At 63.3% G+C, this 21,164-nt stretch carries 19 protein-coding genes; 7 read left to right on the top strand and 12 right to left on the bottom strand.

Going from position 1 to position 21,164, the window contains the following annotated elements:
* Positions 1 to 11: 11 nt before the first annotated feature.
* The 9 genes from KXR83_RS14055 to KXR83_RS14095 are packed head-to-tail and all read right to left on the bottom strand — an operon-like array spanning position 12 to position 11,227.
* Positions 12 to 1,706 carry an alpha/beta hydrolase gene (locus KXR83_RS14055; RefSeq protein ID WP_437425324.1) on the bottom strand — a complete coding sequence of 565 codons (1,695 nt, stop codon included), beginning with the start codon at positions 1,704 to 1,706 and terminating at the stop codon, positions 12 to 14.
* Positions 1,703 to 3,103 (bottom strand): Wzz/FepE/Etk N-terminal domain-containing protein, encoded by a 1,401-nt coding sequence (locus KXR83_RS14060; RefSeq protein WP_437425325.1) that lies wholly within the window; start codon positions 3,101 to 3,103, stop codon positions 1,703 to 1,705. Before KXR83_RS14060 ends, KXR83_RS14055 begins: the two co-directional genes overlap by 4 nt.
* Positions 3,100 to 4,488: a hypothetical protein gene (locus KXR83_RS14065; RefSeq protein WP_437425326.1), complete on the bottom strand. Its 1,389-nt coding sequence runs from the start codon at positions 4,486 to 4,488 to the stop codon at positions 3,100 to 3,102. Before KXR83_RS14065 ends, KXR83_RS14060 begins: the two co-directional genes overlap by 4 nt.
* A complete protein-coding gene (locus tag KXR83_RS14070) occupies positions 4,478 to 5,482 on the bottom strand; it encodes a CgeB family protein (RefSeq protein ID WP_437425327.1) in 1,005 nt (334 codons plus the stop codon). Before KXR83_RS14070 ends, KXR83_RS14065 begins: the two co-directional genes overlap by 11 nt.
* A complete protein-coding gene (locus tag KXR83_RS14075; protein WP_437425328.1) occupies positions 5,479 to 6,816 on the bottom strand; it encodes a lipopolysaccharide biosynthesis protein in 1,338 nt (445 codons plus the stop codon). The genes KXR83_RS14070 and KXR83_RS14075 overlap by 4 nt, the downstream gene beginning before the upstream one ends.
* Positions 6,809 to 7,999, bottom strand: a complete 1,191-nt coding sequence (locus KXR83_RS14080; RefSeq protein ID WP_437425329.1) for a glycosyltransferase family 4 protein — start codon at positions 7,997 to 7,999, stop codon at positions 6,809 to 6,811. The genes KXR83_RS14075 and KXR83_RS14080 overlap by 8 nt, the downstream gene beginning before the upstream one ends.
* Entirely contained in the window at positions 7,996 to 9,069 is a 1,074-nt protein-coding gene (locus KXR83_RS14085; RefSeq protein WP_437425330.1) for a glycosyltransferase family 4 protein, read from the bottom strand. The genes KXR83_RS14080 and KXR83_RS14085 overlap by 4 nt, the downstream gene beginning before the upstream one ends.
* 18 nt (positions 9,070 to 9,087) lie before the next feature.
* Positions 9,088 to 10,059, bottom strand: coding sequence for an amino acid--[acyl-carrier-protein] ligase (locus tag KXR83_RS14090; RefSeq protein ID WP_437425331.1), 972 nt, complete (start codon positions 10,057 to 10,059; stop codon positions 9,088 to 9,090).
* Position 10,060: 1 nt separating this feature from the next.
* Complete coding sequence (locus KXR83_RS14095; protein WP_437425332.1) at positions 10,061 to 11,227, bottom strand: acyl-CoA dehydrogenase family protein; 1,167 nt, start codon at positions 11,225 to 11,227, stop codon at positions 10,061 to 10,063.
* A 190-nt stretch (positions 11,228 to 11,417) separates the two neighbouring features.
* On the opposite strand from KXR83_RS14095, the gene KXR83_RS14100 reads away from it, so the two are divergent.
* The 7 genes from KXR83_RS14100 (at position 11,418) to KXR83_RS14130 (ending at position 18,650) form a co-directional block, all read left to right on the top strand.
* Positions 11,418 to 11,663 (top strand): acyl carrier protein, encoded by a 246-nt coding sequence (locus tag KXR83_RS14100; protein ID WP_116917576.1) that lies wholly within the window; start codon positions 11,418 to 11,420, stop codon positions 11,661 to 11,663.
* Positions 11,660 to 12,640, top strand: a complete 981-nt coding sequence (locus KXR83_RS14105) for a DUF1839 family protein (protein WP_437425333.1) — start codon at positions 11,660 to 11,662, stop codon at positions 12,638 to 12,640. The genes KXR83_RS14100 and KXR83_RS14105 overlap by 4 nt, the downstream gene beginning before the upstream one ends.
* 20 nt (positions 12,641 to 12,660) lie before the next feature.
* Entirely contained in the window at positions 12,661 to 15,081 is a 2,421-nt protein-coding gene (locus tag KXR83_RS14110) for a glycosyl hydrolase (protein ID WP_437425334.1), read from the top strand.
* Positions 15,074 to 16,186 carry a glycosyltransferase gene (locus KXR83_RS14115; RefSeq protein ID WP_437425335.1) on the top strand — a complete coding sequence of 371 codons (1,113 nt, stop codon included), beginning with the start codon at positions 15,074 to 15,076 and terminating at the stop codon, positions 16,184 to 16,186. Before KXR83_RS14110 ends, KXR83_RS14115 begins: the two co-directional genes overlap by 8 nt.
* Positions 16,186 to 16,602 (top strand): holo-ACP synthase, encoded by a 417-nt coding sequence (acpS, locus tag KXR83_RS14120; RefSeq protein ID WP_437425336.1) that lies wholly within the window; start codon positions 16,186 to 16,188, stop codon positions 16,600 to 16,602. The genes KXR83_RS14115 and acpS overlap by 1 nt, the downstream gene beginning before the upstream one ends.
* Positions 16,603 to 16,652: 50 nt before the next feature.
* Entirely contained in the window at positions 16,653 to 17,114 is a 462-nt protein-coding gene (locus tag KXR83_RS14125; RefSeq protein ID WP_437425337.1) for a cupin domain-containing protein, read from the top strand.
* A gap of 156 nt (positions 17,115 to 17,270) precedes the next feature.
* Positions 17,271 to 18,650, top strand: a complete 1,380-nt coding sequence (locus KXR83_RS14130; RefSeq protein WP_437425338.1) for a sugar transferase — start codon at positions 17,271 to 17,273, stop codon at positions 18,648 to 18,650.
* Between the two features lie 22 nt (positions 18,651 to 18,672).
* On the opposite strand, the gene KXR83_RS14135 is transcribed toward KXR83_RS14130, so the two are convergent.
* The 3 genes from KXR83_RS14135 to KXR83_RS14145 form a co-directional block, all read right to left on the bottom strand.
* Positions 18,673 to 19,644, bottom strand: coding sequence for a diguanylate cyclase domain-containing protein (locus tag KXR83_RS14135; RefSeq protein WP_437425339.1), 972 nt, complete (start codon positions 19,642 to 19,644; stop codon positions 18,673 to 18,675).
* Positions 19,645 to 20,070: 426 nt separating this feature from the next.
* Entirely contained in the window at positions 20,071 to 20,226 is a 156-nt protein-coding gene (locus KXR83_RS14140; RefSeq protein WP_437425340.1) for a hypothetical protein, read from the bottom strand.
* 104 nt (positions 20,227 to 20,330) lie between these two features.
* A complete protein-coding gene (locus tag KXR83_RS14145) occupies positions 20,331 to 21,149 on the bottom strand; it encodes an ABC transporter permease (protein WP_437425341.1) in 819 nt (272 codons plus the stop codon).
* Between the last annotated feature and the right edge of the window lie 15 nt (positions 21,150 to 21,164).

Here is a 21,164-nt window from a genome sequence, read left to right on the forward strand (position 1 = left end):
ACCGAACATGTTCATGTCATTGCTTCCGGTTCTACCCATCCCAGGATCGTGTTGCGGATGACCGACCGCACGGTTCGGTGATAGGCGGTGTGGTCGCCGATCCCGGTGGTCACTATCCGGGGCAGCGGTCCGCTCCGTTCCAGCCGTGCAAGTCCTTCGGGGCCGCGTTGTGACCCGAACCAGTCATGGTCGTGCGGTGACAGGATGACCGTGGTCGAAACGCCTCCACGCACCAATGGCCGCAATAAAACCTCCGGAACCTGAGTGACGCCCCTCACGCCCAGCAGACGCCACATCCAATACGGAAGGTGGCGCTGCAGCATGGCTTTCACCCTGGCTCGCGGGGTCTTCTGCCATTCGGGGTCGCTTCGAGGCACCCCCAGGTCGTCTGGTTCTATCTCGCCGGTCATCGCGCTCTTACGGCGCCACGACCACGCGATCGAGTTGACGAGGACTGCCGAGCCGGCGCCGAGGGCCCGAGCCACATAGGCGGCGTACCAGGACCCGGAACAGACCCCGGTGACCATGAGAGCGCGCGGGTCGGCCGCGGCAAGCCGGCCGATCTCTACCGACTGGTTGATCGCATCCTCGGTGTAGATCCCGAGTAGGTCTGCCCCCGGCTTGCCGGATTCGCCGGCACCGGTCCGGTCCCATCTCAACGCCTGCCCGCCTGCGGCAGCGATCGCGCGGCCCAAGTCCACCCATTCCCGGTTGGGACCGATGTGTGTGTCGTTCGCCGTGGAGAAGAACACCACCGTCTTCTCGAGCACGACGCCGGCGTCGCCGGGCCGCGATCGGATCGCGAACGCGCCTCTCTCTCCGAGTGACTCGATGGTCTCGATGATGGGGCTGTCGTTCGCTCCCGTCGGAGTGAAGGCGGCCGTGGTCCGGATGACGGGTTCCGCGACGACGAGGTCGTTCCTGGTGGTGTCGTCGATCCACGTCGCTATGGTGCCGACCGTCTGAACCGGTACTCGCACCAGAAAGCTGGAAGGCTGGGTGAAGTCAGCCAACCCTTCGGCACGCAGATGGGTAACGTCGTCCCGCGAGCCCATTTCGGCCACTCGCCTGTCGGTGGCCTCGGGCCGCGAGACGAGCAGCCAGTTGCTGACATGCTCGGAGTTTCCGCGAATGTCGAGGTCGCTGAACTCTTTCGCGGCCGCAGCCGACATGCTCGCGCCGATCATCTCGACCACGTTTCGATCCGGACTCGCGTCATCGCTGCCGACGGTGAGGCGGTACAGACTCTGTTGTTCACGGATGAAAGCGCGCCCCCGTCCCACCGGGTCCCAATAGACGATATTACGGATCGAGTCGATTTCCCCGACAACGCTGTCCAGTATCAGGGTGCCGGCGCGCAAACCGACAGCGTTGATCTCCTCGACACCACAGTCGCGGATGTAACCTACTGCGGTCGAGATGCTCTGCTTCCATCGCGCGACCGTGTCGTCGCGTACCTGTGCGTCGGCCGAATCCCCTACGCCCAGATAGTCGAACCGCAGCGTCAGGATGCGACGGGAGGCCAATTCGTCGGCCAGCAACCGCAAGCCCCTGACGGTGTCCATGTGTTCCTTGGCGATCGAGCCGCAGATCACCACTGCGCCGCGGACACGATGGTCGGCGGGCAGGTGTACGGCACCGAACAGTGGGCTGTCCACCGGACCGAAGTAAGTCGGCATCTCAACCGTTGCGACAGGTCCGCTCATCGCCGATGCCTCTCGCCGCCGCGATCAGCCATGCCGCCGGGGCGTTCGCCGTCTGGCGCCGAGATGATGGGATAGGCAGGTGCACTTGCGGTTGCGGTTGCGGTTCCACGCCCGCCGTGGGCTCCCGATCGTGTGTTGCGTGAGAATCTGCCACGCAACGAATCCGGTGTCGTCTGCCGTTGAACGGGAAGTGCGACGACCCCGTTCGCAGCCGCGATCAGGTCAGCGGTGTGTGCGACGACAGATCTCCCATCGGCTACCGCCAGCGGTATCGCGACCACCGCGACCAACGGATGCGCTGCGATGGTGACGATCTCTGGTGACTGCGCGAGGTCGCCCGCGTGGACGAAGACCAGGTCGGCAGAGTTCTCGAGTTCGCCAAGCAGCGCACCGAAAGCGTCCGAGGCCAGCAGATCGGCTGCGGTGCCCGACAGGTCGCCCCCTGGGAGTACGACGAGGCCACCGTCCTGTTCCTGCAGGCATTCGGCGACACCGACCCTGCCCCAGAGGACGTCGACCAGTCCGGGTCCACGGAACCGGCTGCCCGCCACGGCCTCCGAACGGGCATCGACCACGACGACACGCTGCCCGGTGTGCATCAGCGCTGTTGCGAGCGCACCGGCGATGGACCCGGTGTCCACACCAAGCCCGGTCAAAAGCACGGTACGAGGACCACCTTCGGCGCGAATCATGGTCAGTAGCTTGGTCCGCAACAACCGCACATCGGTGACCGCGGGCCGCTCGGCGTCGACCGGACCCGCCACGGGAACGTCGAGGGCGCGCATCAGATCTGCAGGTGTGTCGATGGTTCGCTTGGCGCGATCCCGGACGAGGGCGATGACGGCTCCGACCACCAGGCCGGCGATGAGCCCGAGGATGATCATGAGCAATGAACTGCGCCCGCCGGCAGTGCCCTCGGACGGTGGATCGACCACGGACAGACTCGCGCCCGGGGTACCTCCCCCGGGTACCGACTCCAATCGGCGTACGACCGCCTGCAATTGGTCGTCCACGGCCCCGTTGAGTTCTCGGGCCTGCGCCGCGGAATCGCCGGTCGTCGTGATGTTCAGCAAGACGGTGCCGGGGGGATACTGCACGGTGATGCGGTCCGCCACATCGCCTGTCGTCTCGTCCAGGTTGAGCTGATCGATGACGCCCTGGGTGACAGCCTGGCCGGTAGCCAACGACGCATACGATACGAGCCGTTGCTGGGCAGCCTGGCCGGCCTGCAGTGGATCGCTCCCGTTCTGATCGGCGATGGCGACGAACAGCTGACTCGTCGAGGTGTACTCGACCTCTTTCGTGGCGGCGTACGCGCCGCCGAGAAGTGCACCTACCAGCGTCGCGATCACCACCAGCGCCCATCGTCGCCGTACGACCCGCACGTAATCGCTCACACCCATGACAATTCCCTGCCCCTCATCGTCTGTCCCCCGACGTCCGAATCATCTGTCCCGAATCGCTTTCGCCATTCGACGACCACGGTGTAGAGCACCCAGGCCACGACGGCGTATTGCAAGCTCTTGCCCAATGTCTCGCTGATCCCCAGGGCGCCACGCTCGAAGAGAGTGGGCACCGCCACGAGACTGATCCCGACCGTGATCAGCACGAGGTATCGCGACTGCAGCAGTCTCGCGACGCCGACTGCCACCGCCAGCACAAAAATGCACTCCAGCAGGACCCCGGTATATCCGCCAAGGATCAAACCCTCGTTGATGTGTCCTTCGGCCAGGGACACACTCACGTTCCGCATGTCCACCGACGACCCCCGAACCTGTTGCGCCCATTGAGTGCCCGATTGAAACTTTTCGACCCCCAGCTGAGTCGGCACAAGGTTGGTGAACATGGTTCTGACAGCGAACACCGGGTCGATCCAGCCACGACCGTTCATGTAGAAGACGTCGGTCGAGGCTGCGAACAGATCGAATCTGCCGATGATGCTCAGGAGCGGGCGAACTGGCTCAGGATAATTCGATTCCGCCATCGCCGATGCGATCTGATCGGCTGAACTCACCTTGAACGACTGCAACCATCCGAAAGCGACGCCGACGCCGACGGCGCCTGCGGCCACGGTGATCAACCGCCGTCTGGTGAAACCGTCGAGCGCGAACCGGAGCGCCACCGCCAGCGCGGCACCGAGCATGGGCGTCTTGGATTCGGCGAGAATGCCCCAGACCAGCTCGCCGGCCAGCAAGACACAGAGCACAACGGACGTCAGTCCTCGGCGCGTGGAACGGAAGTAGATGATCAGACCGAGCGCACCGAGGCTGCCCATTCCTGCAACGATGTCGAGGTAGGGATTCGAACTCGTGACGTCGCCGGCCTCACCCACCGAGCCGGTTGCAACCGACGCCAGTCGGCCGAGGAGACCCAGGGCGTACGCGACCGCAAAGGTGGGAACGATGTGCGGGTTCGACCGCCAATCCCGTGGACGTGCCGTCGGGAGGCGTCCCCGCCGTACCGTCCACAGCGCGTAGATCGCCACCACCAGAACGTAGATCCACAACCCGACAGCAACCGGATGCAACACGTGCGCAACCGCGTACGGGTAGCCCATCTGGGCTATCCGGGGATCGGCGATGTTGTCGGCGAACTGAGGGGCTGGTTGCACCTGCAGCAGGACGATGGGGCGCAGTAAGAACGACAGCGCCCAATAGGCGGCCTGTGCCAGCAAAAGGACTCGGACCAGGATGGGTACAAAACACGCAATTGCTGCCAGCGCCAGCAACGCAACGGCGATTGAAAGCAGCTGGCTGTAGGGCGAAAGTGGTTCAACAAACATCGGCCACGATCTCCCGGGCACGGTCGACGTAGCGGTGACCGCCGTCCACGATCCTGCGGTACCCCGCTGCGGCGATGGCAGCCGCCTCGTCCGGGTTGCTCCGGCAGCGCGCGAGCTGGTCCTGCATCTCGTCCTCGTCGGAGAAGAGCAGAGCCTCTGTCCCGTCGTCGAGCAGTTCTGAGTGTTCTGGTGTGCGCTCGCCCACGAACAGTCCACCGGCAGCCGGGACCTCGAACGTCCGGCACGTGTGTGTGTCGCGGTTGTCGGAGTTGAGCAGGACGAGGTTTGCTGTGACGGGCGCGATCGCGATGGACAGATCCTGCCCGTATTGAGCCCCCGCGACTTTGGCGGCCGACCCCACAACAACCGGATCACGTTGCCAGCCCGGTCCTGCCAGATACATCTCGTCGCGATACTGGCGGGCCAGCCGATGCAGCATCGGCGCGCGGTCGGGCCGTCGTGACCCGATGAAGCCAACCAGGTAGCGGCGGGTCGTCCGCGCCGCGCATGGCTGATGCCATGCCGGGTCGTAGGCGCTCAGGACGAACGTGACGTGCTTGGCGCCCCTGGCGACGATCTCGGGGACGTTGTGCCGTTTGGTGGTCACCACGGCGTCCCACCCGCCTTCGGCGGCGAGATACTCCGGCGAGGTGTTGTACGGGTTGGACACATCGTCGGCGCTGTAGTGGACCCGGATCGATGCAGGCACCTGTAGCAGTCGTTCCTGGTCAAGATGAATGGTCTTGTAGCAGAACAACATGTCCGGCTTGATGGCCTCGACCGCCGCGTCGATCTGTTCATGGACGGCGGTGGTCGTCCAGGGCGCTCGCCGGCCGCTGACCTTGGCGTAACCCCAAGGCAGACTGAGCCGGGTGGGTAACGTGACCCTGCTCGAATCGATCACGTAGACCTCGTGCCCTGCCTGGCGGAACCCATCGGCCAGTGAGCGAGCGTTGCTGCCGAGCCAGTCGTCGCCGACGAAAAGTACTCTCATGCCCCACCGGCCCCCAGGTGCGCGACTTCGGTGGTCGCCGGCGCCTCGTCGGTCCGCTTCAACGAAGGATGGACGCGCATGAGGTGACGAACCCGGAACAGATAGAACACGGCGACCACGCTCTCCGCGACGAGCATCCCGGTGACCATCGCCCAGACTGAGTGATTGTTCAACGCCACCGCGAGAAACACCAGGATGCAGGCGGTACCGATCATCGACCCGAAGAGAACGCCCCGCGTGTCGCGGCAGATGGGCAGCACTGCGGTGGTGACGAACGATGCCACCGCCGTACCCGGGAGGATGAACGCCTGCAGTTGCATGACGGCAACAGCCTTTTCGAACTCTTGGCCGAAGATGAGGGGGATGGCGATCGGTGCGATGAGCGCGGCTGCGATGGAGGCCACGACCGCGATCGCGAAGACCGACACGATTCCCCGCCGGATCGATGTCCAGAAGTCGCTGTCGTGCTTGCGGGCGGCGAGCCGAGGCAACAGGCTGAAACCGATCGCGTCGAGCGTCGACGAAATCGCCTGGATCGGACGGTCACTGGCCGAGAAGATGCCCATCGAACGCGTGGACAACGCCATCGAGAAGAGTGTCGCGACACCTTGCTCATAGGTGTTCTCGAGCAGGCGCGACGTCAGGACCGGAGCACCCAGCCGGAGCATCGGGCCGATCCCCTTTGGCCTACGCGGCATCCCGAAATCTCGAACCGTCACGATCCAGGTCCACGCGACCGGTATCGCGCTCGAGGCGACCAGACAGAGCATTGCAGCTTCAGCGGTGCGGACGTGCGGCAGTATCGACACCAACAGGACCAGGTAGACGATGCGTCCCGACATCTCGATGATCACCAGACGCCCGAACTTGGCCTGCCCGAGGAGGATCCAGCCCTCTCCCATCGACGAGATGCCACCGCACAGGAGACCGAGCATGATCATCTGCAGGTGGATGTGGTTGTCGAAGATGAATACCGCCGCGGCAGCGACGGCGATGACGCCGAGAATTCCTAGACGGATGGCGAGGTAGTTACTTCGCATCGTCCGTACGTCTTCGTCCCGCAATTCCGCTGCGAGGAACGTGGTGATTCCGAGGTCGATCACTAGAGCGCCCAAGAAGTAGGCAGACATGCTGATGGCAAGTAGGCCGACGCCCTCGGTACCAAGGATCCGGGCGATCAGCGGCAGTGTCACAAGGGTGATCAGGTACTGCCCGTATTTGCCGAACGAGACCAGTCCGACGTCGCGGACCAGCATCACCTTGGCCATGATCGCCGATTTACGTCCGCCGGTTTCTCGGGTTCCATGATCACGTCCGGCCGAATGCTTACCCACGTCCGCGGCCTCCCACGCCGTCGCGGTCGGCTACACCGAGGAATTGCGCGACGATCGCAGCGGTCTCGTCGATGGTGAACCGCGTAGCGGTGGCTCGAGCGCGCTCGGCCATCTCGCTTCGGCGGTCCGAATCTTCGATGAGCGAATCGAGCGCGGCGGCAAAGCTCGTCGTGTCCGTGGGGTCCACCAGGAGTCCGTCCACACCGTCAGAGACGATCTCGAGCGGGCCACCAGAGTTCGCGGCGATCACCGCACAGCCGGCGGCCATCGCCTCGACGATCACCTGTCCGAACGGTTCGGTGGTCCGCGAACAGTGAACGGCGATATCGGCGTCGGCCAGAATCGAGGTCGGGTCGGACACATGGCCGGCGAAGGTGACCCGGTCCTGCAGGCCCAATTCGCGAGCGAGCTCGGTGAGCTCGGTGCCGAAATCCTCACCGAAATGCGCACCGCCGACGAAGGTCACGGACGGCCGGAATGCCGAGACAGCTAGCGCGCGCAGCAAAAGATCCTGACCTTTCCATCGCTCGAGGCGCCCGACCATCGCGATCTCGACCTCGGCAGGTGGGCGCGGCTCCCTGGACGGCACGACGACCGGCTCAATGCCCGGATAGGCCACCACTGCCCGCTTGCGCGAGGTGAGTAATGACTTCAGCGTAGACGTGCTGTTTGCGATGTATCCAGCGCTGACCACCCAGCCCAGTACCCGGATGATCGACGCAAGTGCTGTGCCGAAGTACTCCGAGGAGATCCGGTCGTGAACGTGCCAGACGAGGGGCAGGCGCGCTCGGCGAGCCGCTATGGTGCCCATGAGCAGCGCCTTCGTGGATTCGGCCACCAGGATCGTGCTCCCTGACTGCTTCGCGAAACCACCCAACGTCCATCCGGTGTGCACCATGTGCCACACGCCGATGGGCAGTGCGGTGAGGGAACCGCCGATTCGGACCCGGGAGCTGTCGAACGGTCCGGAGACCACGTTCACCGGTATTGCCCTGCGGCGCAGTTCTGCCACCATCGGCCCTGTGTCCGTGAACAGCACAGACGTCGCCACGCCCTTGGCTTCGAGGGCCGTTGCCAGTCGAACCGTCGCGAGTTCCGCTCCGGATGCGGCGGCAGTGTGAGAGATGAAGGTCACCAGGTCGTCGCCACGCGCGTACCGTCTTCGCCGGATGGACTGCCTCATGGCGCGATCACCGAGTAGGCCAGTCGATGACGTTCGACACACCGTTCCCACGTGAACTGCTCGGCGCGAGAACGGCATTCACTCGGCGACGGGCGTTCACCCATCAGCGCTCGCACGATGCGGTCGCCGAGCGCGTCGGTGTCCTCGGGTGCCAAGATCAGACTGTCGTCGAAACCGCGGACGGAGTCGGGCAATCCGCCGACGTCGGTGACGATCGGCGCTCGTCCCGCCGCCATCGATTCCAGCGCGATCAGTCCAAATCCCTCCAGCGCCCGCGTGGGGACCACCGTGATCGACGCGCGCCGATACGCTTGCGCGAGTTCGGCATCAGAGGCGTTGCCGGCGAAAGTGACGGATGCGGGGTGCCCACCGGCCTCGGCCTGGGCCCGCAGTGCCGCTTCCTCACTGCCGGTGCCGATGATCACCAACTCGGCGTCATCGATCTGGGTTCGCACCGAATCCCACGCTTGCAGAAGAACATCGATACCCATCCGACGCTCCAGCCGGCGTACGCACAGCACCACAGGCGGCCCGTCAGAACCCGGGACGTTTGTGGTCGATCCCGGATCAGTGAATCTCGCGAGATCGACTCCCGGCGGGATCACGGCGATCCTGTCGCGATCAACCCGGTAGTCCTCAACGAGGACATCACGGAAATAGTCGGACAGCACAACGAAAAGGTCGCTGCGGCCGTACCGGCCGCGCTCGAACAGGTACTTCGCGCGTGCGGCTCCGGCCGACTCACCACTCATCGCGCTTTCGGCCGACCATGGGCCATGAAAGTGGGTGACCAGTCGGGTCCCGCTGCGCCGGCCGACCGCAGGCGGCCCGTAGAGCGCGAAGTGTCGGTCGAGGATCGCACCACGCTCCGGCAGTGGGGTCAGTGATGCACGCACCCTGGCAGCGGTTCCTCCCACCGGGTCGCCCCAGCTGGATCCACCGGCCGGAGGATCACCGAATGCGTAGCCCGACACATCGATTCCGTCGGCTACCGTGAGCGCCTCGAACAGGTCTGTGAAATATCGGTTGAGGCCACCACGGGCCGTTCCGAACCATTCGGAACCGGTCATGTGGATCCGCATGGACACCTATTCGCTCAGGTGCGCGCGAATAGGCGCCGGCCACCCCGAGATGTCGAGTCCGAATGTACGCAGCATCGCCAGCGCGATCCGTTCCATGCCGAAGCCGACGCACGCGCTGTGTGCGACCTCCCCTGTCGCTGTGACGATGCCGAACGTCTCACCGAAATGGTCCTGGTGGCAGTTGCATGACACAACTGCGGTGCCGCTGTCGAGGTCGCCGTAAAGCCGAACCACCAGTTCGGTTTTCAGGTTCTCTTCGCGCTGATTGGCGGCGAGCATCTTACCGACGCGTCCGAAGAAGGGGTCATTGGCTGCCTCGGCGTTCGCCGTCAGACCCAGGTCGGCGAGAACTTGAAGCCCCCGGTCGATCCATAGGTCCCGATGATCACGCGCACTCTGTGCTGAACCGACACGGACGAACTCGTGCATACGGAACGCCTGCATCCGCGCCGGGTCTATGGCGGGTTCGTGCCGAAAGCAGTAGCCATACACGTCGAGGAGAACCTCGTCGGCGGGCAGGGTTCCGGTGAGCGTGGCATAGCTGGGGTGACATGCCGCCGACACCAGCATCGTTCCCGCCGATGCAAGGTGGTGGTCCCAGTCGATTCCGGCCTCGCGGTCGGCAAGCAATGCCCGATGGGCTTTGTTGTCGCCGTCGAATGTGGAAATCGCACCGGTGAGGTTGGGAAATGACGCAATGTAGTCGGTCTTTTCGAAAGCTGTTCTCGGAAAGACCGGTGGAAAACGCATTTTCACGGGGCGGTTGCCGTGCGCGGCGGCTCCCGCTTTGAGTACCAGGCGATCGACAGCGTCGATGATCTGCTCGAAATCGGCGCCCCGGCCATAGAGTCCGTCGATGCCGGTCGGAATGAGCAGGCCCGCCGATACGAGCGCGTCCCGAAATGCTGCTCGCTCACGATCGAGGTCTGATCCCTCGCCCGCCGAATCTGCCGTCAGGGACTGCGGCGATGCGCTCATCTCAGGTACCTCTCTGAGCCAGCACCAGGTGCGCATTGTTGGCCCGTATTCGATCGTTGGACACCATCAGCTGCGGACCGAACGAGTCTCTGAGCAGCCGGCCCATCGACGCCGGGTGATCTTCGCGGTAACCGCTGATCCCGCACAGCGCCAGTGCACCTGCGACCACGTCGACCACGGCAACGGACGAATCGAGCTTCAGGTTGTTCATTGCGAAGGTGAATCCGACAGTTGGCTCGGGCTCCCCTGTTGCCAGGAAGGCCTCGTAACGGGCAACTTCTTGTGTGACAGACGAGGCGAACCTCTGATGAATGACCATGAGGTCGGCAAGTTTGGCAGCCTGAGGCGGCGTCGAATTGCCTGCCTTCCGGGCGGCGGCACGAACTTGTTTGCGAGCCTTTGCAATGGCGGCGTCGGCGATACCGAGCCACACCGAAGCCCACAGGGTATGGGAGGTGGGCAACATGGTGTGCGCGGAGATCGTCGCGTATTCAGCAGACACCACGTTGGTGGCCGCGGTGCGGGTACGCAACAGAAATCCCGGACTGCAAGTGCCCCGAAACCCGAGGACATCCCAGGTCCCGACTTTCTCGAGCTCGGTATCCGACTGTGGGCACACCACCAGCACCTGGTCGGTGGGTGCACTGTCCGGTGAACGTCGCGCAGTCGTGCAGATGTAGTCCGCGTACTGCCCGTAAGAGATGACCGGTGCATTCTTTTCAAGAATGATGTGGTCACCGTCGGCGACCACCGCGCAGCTCGATGTCCGGACATCACCGCCGGTCGAGATTTCGGTGGTGGCAGAAGCCAACAAGGATTCTTCGATCGCAATTTTGCGTGTCAAATCACCGAGGTCACCACCGGACCCGTGCCAGCGCAGACTGAGCGCTTGGGTGTGATGCATCGCGAAAACCATTCCGGCTGAACTACATGCCGACCCAAGAGAACGCGCGATGGCTGCCAGCTCGGTGATCGAGGCGGACTTGCCGCCGAGATCGTCCGGAAGTGAGCAGGACAGCAGCCCGGCCGAACGCATCGCATCCACGGCTTCGGAAGGGAATCGGGAGTTCCGGTCGACGTCGTCTGCGGCAGCTGCAGCTGCGGCAACTGCGGCCGATGCATCAGGGCGCGCACTATCGGAAACGATTGGGGCGGAGGTGGTCGTCACGGATTCGTCCTAAGTCGGCTTGCGCAAGTGTTCGTTAGCCGGGGTTCCCGTGGCACACTACACTAACGTGAAACTGTCGAGCGGGGTCGCATGGATTCACCGAAAGAGTAACCCCGACCACAGGCCGTTCGCTTCTCATCACACACGACAGTCGCCAGACTCCATCCGCCAGACGTAAGGACGCTCTCGTATGCAATCCCGGATCCGCGAAATACTTGCTTCCCACGGCAAAATGGCAACGGATCCGACTTCCGTCGAATCCTCAGCCGACCTCTATGAGCTCGGCCTGACGTCCCACGCGAGTGTGAACGTGATGCTGGCACTCGAGGACGAGTTCGACATCGAGTTCCCCGACGAGGATTTGAAGAAGGCAACGTTTGCGTCCGTGGACAATATCGAGGCCGTCGTTTCCCGACTGTCCGGTGAATCAGTGTGAGTTCCCTTTCGAACGCTGGACTGCAGTCGATTTCCGCGCTCGACCCGCGTTCCTATCAACCGCATTTCAGCCATTCGGCGGAAACCCGGATCTGGCGCGAGACCAATTGCTATGTCGACTTGTGGATCGAGACGCTGCACGCGCTCGGCCACGATCCGGTTGCTTCTTTCGCCGCAGCACTTTCCGCCGACCACGACGGCGAGCAGTGGACGTTTCTGAAAATGGAACAGTCCGACTTACGCGTTCTGTACGGGCTCGAGGTCACCGAGGACACCGTGTGGCGACCCATTCTCGACACCGTCGAGAGTGGCCCCGCACGAAACCTCTTGCACACAGTCGAAGTGGACAGCTGGTGGCTCCCGGACACCGCGGGCACGGACTACCGCAGCAGTCACGTCAAGACCACCATCCTCCCCGCCCGCGTCGATCGTGATGCGCAGTCGATGGTCTATTTCCACAACGCCGGCCTGTTCGAGCTCGACGGGGACGACTTCGTCGGAATCTTCGGCTTGGGCGACCAGCCCGAAGGCCTGCTGCCGCCCTACGTCGAGCAGATCCGCTACTTTCCTGGCCGGGTGCAGCCCGATGCCGTCCTGACCGTCGTCCGCGAGCATCTCTCGCGGCGCGCCTCCGGCGATCCCATGGCGCGGCTTGCCGATTCGATCCGTGATGCGGTCACGTGGCTCCCCGAACGCGGACTGGAGACGTTTCACCAGTGGGCATTTGCGACTTTGCGGCAATGCGGGGCATCCGCCGAACTGGCGGCCGATCTCGCGACGCTCCTCGGCTCGGGGCCGGCGCCCGCAGCGGCAGCAGCAGCTGAGCCCTTTCTTCAGGTTGCTCAGGGCGCCAAAGCTGTTCAGTTCAAACTGGCGAGGGCGGCTCGCGGCAGGAAGGTCGACGTCGACGCCGCGATGGCCGAGATGTCGGAGTCGTGGGCGAAGGCACTGGACCTCGTTTCGGACGCGGTGGAGTAAGGGTGCTCACCGACTGTCGGATGGTCGCAACAGCAGCGGACGAATTCGATGACCCTGCAGCGATTCCGCAATCGAGGCATGGGACATCCATACCGGACGGCACGCTCGGAGTGGTCGCTCGGCAGGCAGGATGGGATGCCCTCCTGGCACCCCACGGCACTGACATCGACGATGCCGATTGGTGGATGTTCGCGTCTGTCAACGCGACTCGACCGGTTCGAATCCACTTCGCGGGGCTGACGTTCCCAGCGTCCATTTTCGTTGACGGGCAGCCCGTTGCCGAGGTGGAATCCATGTTCCTACCCGTCGATGTACCCGTGCCGGCCGGTGAACACGAGATCGCCATCCGCTTCGGTTCACTGACACGGTGGCTCAAGAAGCGGCGGCCCCGCGGCCGCTGGCGCTCGAATCTGGTTGCCCAGCAAGGTATGCGCTGGGCACGAACCACACTGTTGGGTCGCTCTTCGGCGTATTCGGGCGCACCGGCGCCGGTCGGGGTCTGGCGCCCTGTGCACGTAGTTGGTGAGATTGCGGTCGAAACTCTCGACATCCATTGCGACGCGGCCGATGGCCTAATACTGATCTCAGGGCGGTGCATCGGAGTCGATGGCGATCCGGCGGGCGGAGACACCGTGGCAGTCCGCGTCGACCGGGACGGTACGGTGCATGACTTCAACGAGTTCACCGTTGCCGCCGATGGAACCTTTGAGGGACACCTCACCGTAGGTGAACCCGAAGTGTGGTGGCCACGTGGTTACGGCAACCAGCCCCTGTACGACGTCACCGTGATGGTGGGCACGGAGACCACCACGCGACGGGTTGGCTTTGGTTCGGTTCGGTCCACATTGTCAGTCGATGACGGATTCACTCTGTATTACAACGGCATCGAGATCTTCTGCCGCGGAGCGATATGGATACCGCCTGAGCCCGCGGCATTACATGCCGACGGGTCCTCGATCCGTACGGTGCTGGCGCGGCTCGCATCCGCCGGGGCAAACATGGTGCGCATCCCCGGCGGAACGGTGTACGAGCAGGAAGAGTTTTTCGAGGCGTGCGCCGAACTCGGCATCATGGTGTGGCAGGACGCAATGGTGGCGACCTTCGATCCCCCTGAGGAGCTGACGTCGACCATCGTCCGCGAGCTCGCGTCGACACTACGAGCGACAAGCGGCAATCCCGCGCTTGCCGTGGTCAGCGGCGGTAGCGAAACCGTACAGCAACCAGAGATGCTCGGCTTGCCACCGAACTCCCGGCACATGACACTGATCGAAACCCATCTGGCGGCGATCGCAGGGTCTCGTAACGTTCCCTACGTACCATCCAGCCCTGCAGCACCCTCAGGGTCCGGCCAGCTGGCGATTCGACCGGATACTGGTGTGGCACATTGGTTCGGTGTCGGCGGATATATGCGGCCGGTGGACGATGTCCGCACCGCCGGAGTCCGGTTCGCCGCGGAGACACTGGCTTTCTCGATCCCCCCGTCGGCAGACGCGATAGAACGCCACTTCGGGTCGTCAGCCGTCGCGGGGCATCATCCGGTGTGGAAGTCGGCAGTTCCCCGCGACAAAGGCGCGTCCTGGGACTTTGAGGACGTTCGAGATCATTACGTCCGCGAGATTCTTGCCGTCGACCCTCTACAGCTCCGCCGTGTCGACCCCGACCGTTATCTGCAGATGGGGCGTATCGCTGTCGCAGCCGCGATGACTGAGTGCTTCAGGTACTGGAGACGCCGGGATTCGGGTTGTGGTGGAGCCCTGATACTCACCGCGAAAGACATTGTCGCGGGCGCAGGTTGGGGTCTGCTCGACGTGGACGGGGATGCCAAACTTCCCCTGCTCGCTCTCGCAAGGTCATGGCAGCCGATCGCGGTGATGGTGTCCGATGCCGGCCTGAGCGGTCTGCGCATCGACGTCGCCAACGACGCCCCCTCCCCCATCACCGGGCGTGCGTCACTGACAGCGACCAATGCGACCGGCCAGATCGTCGCCGAAGGCGCTGTCACGATCGAGGTGCCCGCCCACTCGGGCTCGACGCTCGGCGACCCCGACATCACCGGTGTGTTCCGAGACCTCACACATGCCTACAAGTTCGGCCCGGCGATGGCCCAGGCCGTGCAGGTGGAGATAACCGACGGCGCCGACCTATATCGACGGGATGTTCTTGTGCTCCAACCTCATCCGGCGCCGGTGCGATGCACCCTGCGCGCCACTGCATCACAGGGACCTGACGGCAGGTGGGGACTAGACGTGACATCGGACGCCGCGCTGAGGTGGGTCGAGATCGACACACCGGGATGGCGCCCCGCCGACAACTACTTCCACCTCGCTGCCGGCCTGCCCTATCGGGTTGCAATCGAGGGCACCGGAAGTGACGTCCCTGCGGGCCGGGTGTCGTCCATCGACGCCACGACCACCACCACGATCATGGTGTCGCATGCGTGACGAACCGCGTATTGCACTGGTACACGAGAGGCTGACCGAGGTCGCCGGCTCCGAACATGTCGTGGAGCAATTGGCGACCGAGTGGCCGGACGCGACGCTGCACGTACCCTTTGCGGATCCCGCGGCGGTGGCCCCGATCCTGCGGGGCAGGGTGCGTACCAGCCCACTGGACGGGGTCTACCGGGCTGCAGGCCGCAGGTCCTACGCCCCATTGTTACCATTCGTGCCCACCGTGTTGCGGCACACAGACTTCGGCGATGCCCAGGTCCTCATCATCTCGCACCACGCAATGGCGTTGTCCGCCGTCCACAGTGCTGGAGGGATTCCGAGCATCGCGTACGTGCACTCTCCGGCGCGGTGGGCATGGGACCCGGCAATGCGTGCCGGTGAGGCATCGGGCATTGCCGGCAAATCCGCCCTGTCGGTACTCGCCGCCGTCGCCCGCAGGTCTGAATCCAGCGCGGCGCCACAGATCACCACGGTGGTCGCGAACAGCACCGAGGTCTCCAGCCGCATCAAGCGGTGGTGGAATCGCGATTCCGTGGTCGTCCATCCCCCCGTCGACACCGTTCGCTACTCGATGGACAGCTCCGTCGACCGAGAAGACTTCTTTCTGTTGGCAGGCAGGCTGGTTCCCTACAAGCGGCCGGAGATCGCGATCCTCGCAGCGAAAGCCGCGGGAGTGAAGCTCATCGTCGCTGGATCCGGTCGACTCGCCGAAGAATGCCGGCGGATTGCTGGACCCGAGACCACCTTCCTCGGGCGCGTCAGCGACGAGACGATGCTCCGGTTGCAACGAAGTGCCCGGGCGCTGATCATGCCCGGCGTCGAGGACTTCGGAATCGTCCCTGTCGAGGCCATGGGCTGCGGAACACCTGTCATCGCGGTCGACGGAGGTGGAGCGCTGGACACGGTCATCCCCGGACTCAGCGGCCAACTCATTCAGAACGCCGGCGATGACGAGCTCATCGCCGGCCTCGCCGCGGTGCTCGCATCCTTCCAGTCTGCCGCTTACGACCATCAAGCGATTTCTACTCACGCGCAGACGTTCTCACGGGCCGCTTTTCGTCGGTCGATGCGTGAACTGGTCGAGCAAGTCCTTTGATGAACCTTCCCTCGAATTGCCGCACCGGATGCGACCTCGTCAGCCTCGGTGACATCGACGAATCCGTCGAGTCGTTTGGCGACCGGTTTCTCGCCAGGGTGTTCACTGATCGAGAACTCCGCTACTGCGTCGGCACGCAGCAACGACAACGGCTTGCCGCACGCTTCGCCGCCAAAGAGGCAACCATCAAGGCCCTGGCGCTCCCGGATATGGCGACACCGCTGCGTGAGATCGAGGTCGTCAACGACCCTGCTGGACCACCTCGCGTCGTCCTGCACGGATCCATTGCTGAGGAGGCCCGGGCCCAGCGCTGGTCGTCGATTTCGGTGTCGCTGTCGCATACCGACTGTCACGCAATGGCGGTCGTGGTCGCGATGGTCATCGACGACGACTCCATTCAGCAGCAGGACCGGTAAACGGATGTTAATCTCAGCGCGCAGACTGTGCCCGCCGCTAGGAGAAGCGCTTGATAACCGTTCGTTGCCCGTCAGTCGACGAGTTCGAGTTGACGCTGTCACCGGTGAACCCCGACTGGATTCTCGAAGGGGCGCCGGTCGCGAAATCGCGGGAGTGGGCAACAAGTTCGGACGGCACGGTGACCATGGCGATGTGGAGTTGCACCGCCGGAACGTTCCGCTGGAATTTCACCTGCGACGAACTGGTGCACATACTCGAGGGCGAAGTCGTCGTCACGAACGCCGATGGCTCGGAGTTCACCTTGCGTCCGGGCGACGCGGTTCTGTTCCCTGCAGGTTCTTGGACAACGTGGCACGTGCCGGAGTTCGTGCGCAAGTACGCCGTACTAAGGTCTCCGGTCCCCAAACCTGTTCGCATGTTTTGGCGCGGGCTCTCTCGCGCCAAGGCGATGACGCGAGGTCGCTCAGCAGGACGCGGCCAGACGGCTGCCCTGCAGAGCCCCACCTTGTAACGCCGAGGGCTCCGAATCCGAAAAGCTCACGTGGGCCCAGCAGTGGATGACACCAACGGATACGCTTGGCTTTCATCACCCCCGTGGCGACAACAGGTCGCACCTGACTCCACCGAGCCTAAGAGACGCGCGATGCTCCCATTGATTTCATCTCGCTTGGACGCGTCCAAGAGTCAGACAGGTAAGCCGGCGCCGTCTCGCCGCAAGTACTTCTTCAGTCGCAGCCGTACCGACGTACTCTTGTTGATTCTCGACTTCGTCGCCGTCGCAGCCGGTCTCATCGCGTTTTCCGAATCCGTCGCTGCGGCTCTTGCCGGAGCCGCTCTCGTCGCGGTGATGATCGAGATCTCGGGGAACTATCGTTCCCAGATCACCCTGTCTGCACTCAATGTCATGCCACGGTTGGCAGCCATCAGCATCATCGCGGCCTTCGTGGTGACCGTCGCGTTCGAGTTCGATGCCCAGATACAGCGCGCACTGCTGCTGTCGGTCTACGTGTTCACGATCCTTTTTGTCGTTCGCCTTGTCTACTACGCGATCCGACGGAGACGGCGCAGACGATCTCCACACTCACGAAGCCGAACAGCCATCGTCGGAGGCGGGGTGGTCGCCGCAGAACTGGTGGAGAGCATCGCGGAGTTCCCCGAACTGGGTTTGGAACCCATCGTCGTCGTCGACACCGATCCCATGTTCGGTACCGACCACCTCCAAATTCCGGTCATCTCGGGCCGACCTTTGCGACACATCGTCGAAACCGAGCAGATCGACACCGTCATCGTGTCCTTCCGCAACGTTCCGGATTCCACGTTGGTGTCGCCGCTTCGCGAATGCGACGGCCTCGATTGCGAGATCTTCATCGTTCCGCGGCTTTTCGAGTTCGTTCACCTGACGTCCGACATGGACAGAATCCACACCGTTCCTCTCATCAGGGTTCGCCGACACATCTATCGCACCTGGTATTGGCACTGCAAGCGTCTGTTCGACTTCGCCAGTGCCGCCGGTGCGCTGCTCGTGTTGTCGCCACTGCTGGCCGTAACAGCGCTTGCGGTGAAGCTGTCCGATATCAGTTCGCCAATCATTTTCAGCCAGGTGCGAGTCGGCAGGAACGGTGAGGAGTTCACTCTCTACAAGTTCCGCTCAATGCGTCCGATCGCGTCATCGGAATCAGACAAGGACTGGAACCCGAACAAAACCAGCCGGGTCAACCTGGTCGGCAAATTAATTCGCAAGACCTCGATCGACGAACTACCGCAACTGTGGAACGTGGTGCGCGGCGACATGTCGCTGGTGGGTCCACGGCCTGAAAGGCCGCACTTCGTAGACCAATTCAAGGATTCGGTTCCGTCGTATCGCGACCGTCACCGCGTTAATGTCGGCCTCACCGGGTGGGCGGCTATTCACGGGCTTCGTGGTGACACCAGCATCGACGACCGAGCAATCTACGACAATTTCTACATCGAGAACTGGTCGGTCTGGCTCGACATCAAGATCATCATCTTGACCCTCCGCGCTGTTGTTGGCGGGACAGGTTCGTGACAACGCCTGACGGTGCCAGGAGCTAGCGCGCGCCGGTCAACCGGCGGGGCACTGGGTTGGTGTCGAAAACCACGCTGTGCCCGCCGCCTGCCGACTTGGCCTGATACATCGCGGTGTCCGCTGCGCGGATCACTTCTTCGGCACTGCGCATGTCACTCGGGGTGACCTCCACGATGCCGACGCTCGCGCGGATACGAAGAAGGCGTCCCTGGATGATCACAGGTTCCGCAAGCGAGTCGTGAACACGCTTGGACAGCACAGCGATTCTGTCCGCTCCGGAGATCCCTGACAGAACAGCAACGAACTCGTCACCGCCGAATCGTCCGACGATGCCGTATTCGTTCAGGATGCCGCGCAGACGGTTTGCCGCAGTCACCAGTGCAACGTCGCCGCCGCCGTGACCCAGCGAATCGTTCACCTGTTTCAGGCTGTCGAGATCGATGAACATCACGACGGTCGACTCGGCCGGTTCGCGCCGCTGGGAGTTCGCGACCACTTCGTTCAATCGACGCATCACGCATGCACGATTCGGCAGCTCGGTCATCATGTCGTGGTCGGCTGCGTATTGGAGCATCGCGCGGCCCACGTGCTGTGCGGTGACATCGGTGAACGATGCAGCGATCGCCGAGTTGGCCGGGTCCGCCGGGTTCACCAGACCGACGTTGCACGTGACCCACACCCGCTGACCGTCGGTGCGGTCGAAGCCGACGACCATGCCGGCAACTGCACGCCCGGTGCGCGCAACGATTTTGTCCGGGTGATCTTCGGGCGCGAGTTCGCGGCCATCGGCGTCGACAAGAGGGAAATGATCGTTTGCGTTTCCACGGCTTCCGTCGCTGCGGATATCCAGTTCGAATATGCGCTTCGCGCTCGCATTCGCGGCCTGCAATTCTCCCTGTGCGGAAATGACAAGCACCCCGGTGCCCAGCGAGTCCACAACCGATGTGAAATCAACGGCGAGTGAATCACCGTCATTTCTCTTGGCCTCGAACATCCCGCCTCCACGCTGTAGTGAGCGCCTGCATTGGCAACAGACCCGAGCATGCGGTCCATTCGACCGCGGCGCAAGGCGACGACCTGGGACATTACGGATATCAAAGATGATCTTAACGTTCAGATTGGATCGGGAAGTGCCCGGTTTGCGCTCGTTTCCTACCCCGCAGTAACCTGCTTCACTCATTTCGCGACCCGAGAGGGGATTAGATCACCGACCCAGCTTTCGTACTGTGAGGACAATCACATTGGCCACCTTGCGCAATCCGCGATCGCAAAGACAACCATCCCACACTCCGGGATCCCAGAGCGGCTCGGGCAGTGGTCTAAATCCTTGACACCTGCCCAAAGTTGGTGTTAGCGCGTCGATCTCGGGGGCGCGATGCGAGCGCGAGAGTTCAGGGGCGTTCAGCCGCCGCCAGTTCAACTACGAAGCTTTGTGGCCGGTGTCGCCGTTACCGGGTGGGTGCGGCCGTGCATCGCGCTTGTCTCGCAGACGTGCCGCACGACCGACCGACACCGCGACCACCACCGCGAGGGCCAGCCATGCGATCACCAGAGAGACAATTGACAGCACCGTCATCTATACATCGTGCCAGAGCTACCTGTGAATCAGTCTCCGCAACGCAGACGCGCGACCATATGAGTCCAAACAGCGTGCAGTCTGATCAGTACCTCGACCGCGATCTACCGCTGCGTTCGGTTCAGAACGAGCGCCGTTGCAGGGACCGCGATTGCCAACAATCCGGCACACACCAGCCCCGAATACAGATGCGCGTTCTCCGATGCCCAGGTAACCGGTTCTGGCAATGCCGGGTTGACTGACGTCGGATTACCGAAACTTTCACGCAGACTCTGGGCCACAGAGGTGACTGGATTCCAGTTGGCAACCATGCGTAAAGGTGTCGGGAGTGTCTGCGCCGGCACGAACGCCGACGAGATGAACGACAGCGGAAAGAGGATGCTCGCCATCAGACTCTGCGCCGCCTCAGCCGAGTCCGAAATCAACCCGATGACAATGCCAACCCACGACATCGCGAACCCGAACAGGAGCACGATGAGGTAGCCGCTTGCGATGCTCCAGAATGAACCGTGCAGCCGCCAGCCGATCGCAAGCCCGGTCAGCGACATCACCGACAAACTGACGACGTTGACCAATACGTCGGACAGGGAGCGGCCGATGACCACAGCCAGCCGCGACATCGGCAACAGGAGGAAGCGATCGATGATGCCCCGATTCAGTTCGGTCGCCACACCGAGCGCCGTGAAGCCGGCGTTGAATGCAACCGACTGGGTCATGATGCCGCCGATCAGGAACTCCCGGTAGCGGTCCCCGCCGAGCGCCTCTCCGAACACATAGGAGAACAGCAACACGAACATCAGCGGTTGGAGCACCATGCCGAGCACCATTTGCGGCATCCGAACAAGAACCCTGAGGTTACGAACCGCGACAACCCGACAGTCCACCAGAAGTTCAGCTGTCCCGCGTCCCCGCGGCGGAGGCATCGACACTGCCCTTGC

The sequence above is a fragment of the Williamsia muralis genome (genome assembly GCF_051487485.1).
Lineage (GTDB): Bacteria > Actinomycetota > Actinomycetes > Mycobacteriales > Mycobacteriaceae > Williamsia > Williamsia muralis_B.

What these genes read in the sequence shown, in the direction of transcription:
- KXR83_RS14080 (WP_437425329.1), bottom strand. Translation starts at nt 7,999, where the DNA reads ATGAGGCAGTCCATCCGGCGAAGACGGTACGCGCGTGGCGACGACCTG.
- acpS (WP_437425336.1), top strand. Translation starts at nt 16,186, where the DNA reads ATGAACCTTCCCTCGAATTGCCGCACCGGATGCGACCTCGTCAGCCTC.
- KXR83_RS14085 (WP_437425330.1), bottom strand. Translation starts at nt 9,069, where the DNA reads ATGACCGGTTCCGAATGGTTCGGAACGGCCCGTGGTGGCCTCAACCGA.
- KXR83_RS14135 (WP_437425339.1), bottom strand. Translation starts at nt 19,644, where the DNA reads ATGTTCGAGGCCAAGAGAAATGACGGTGATTCACTCGCCGTTGATTTC.
- KXR83_RS14140 (WP_437425340.1), bottom strand. Translation starts at nt 20,226, where the DNA reads ATGACGGTGCTGTCAATTGTCTCTCTGGTGATCGCATGGCTGGCCCTC.
- KXR83_RS14115 (WP_437425335.1), top strand. Translation starts at nt 15,074, where the DNA reads ATGCGTGACGAACCGCGTATTGCACTGGTACACGAGAGGCTGACCGAG.
- KXR83_RS14100 (WP_116917576.1), top strand. Translation starts at nt 11,418, where the DNA reads ATGCAATCCCGGATCCGCGAAATACTTGCTTCCCACGGCAAAATGGCA.
- KXR83_RS14065 (WP_437425326.1), bottom strand. Translation starts at nt 4,488, where the DNA reads ATGTTTGTTGAACCACTTTCGCCCTACAGCCAGCTGCTTTCAATCGCC.
- KXR83_RS14090 (WP_437425331.1), bottom strand. Translation starts at nt 10,059, where the DNA reads ATGAGCGCATCGCCGCAGTCCCTGACGGCAGATTCGGCGGGCGAGGGA.
- KXR83_RS14070 (WP_437425327.1), bottom strand. Translation starts at nt 5,482, where the DNA reads ATGAGAGTACTTTTCGTCGGCGACGACTGGCTCGGCAGCAACGCTCGC.
- KXR83_RS14145 (WP_437425341.1), bottom strand. Translation starts at nt 21,149, where the DNA reads ATGCCTCCGCCGCGGGGACGCGGGACAGCTGAACTTCTGGTGGACTGT.
- KXR83_RS14055 (WP_437425324.1), bottom strand. Translation starts at nt 1,706, where the DNA reads ATGAGCGGACCTGTCGCAACGGTTGAGATGCCGACTTACTTCGGTCCG.
- KXR83_RS14110 (WP_437425334.1), top strand. Translation starts at nt 12,661, where the DNA reads ATGGTCGCAACAGCAGCGGACGAATTCGATGACCCTGCAGCGATTCCG.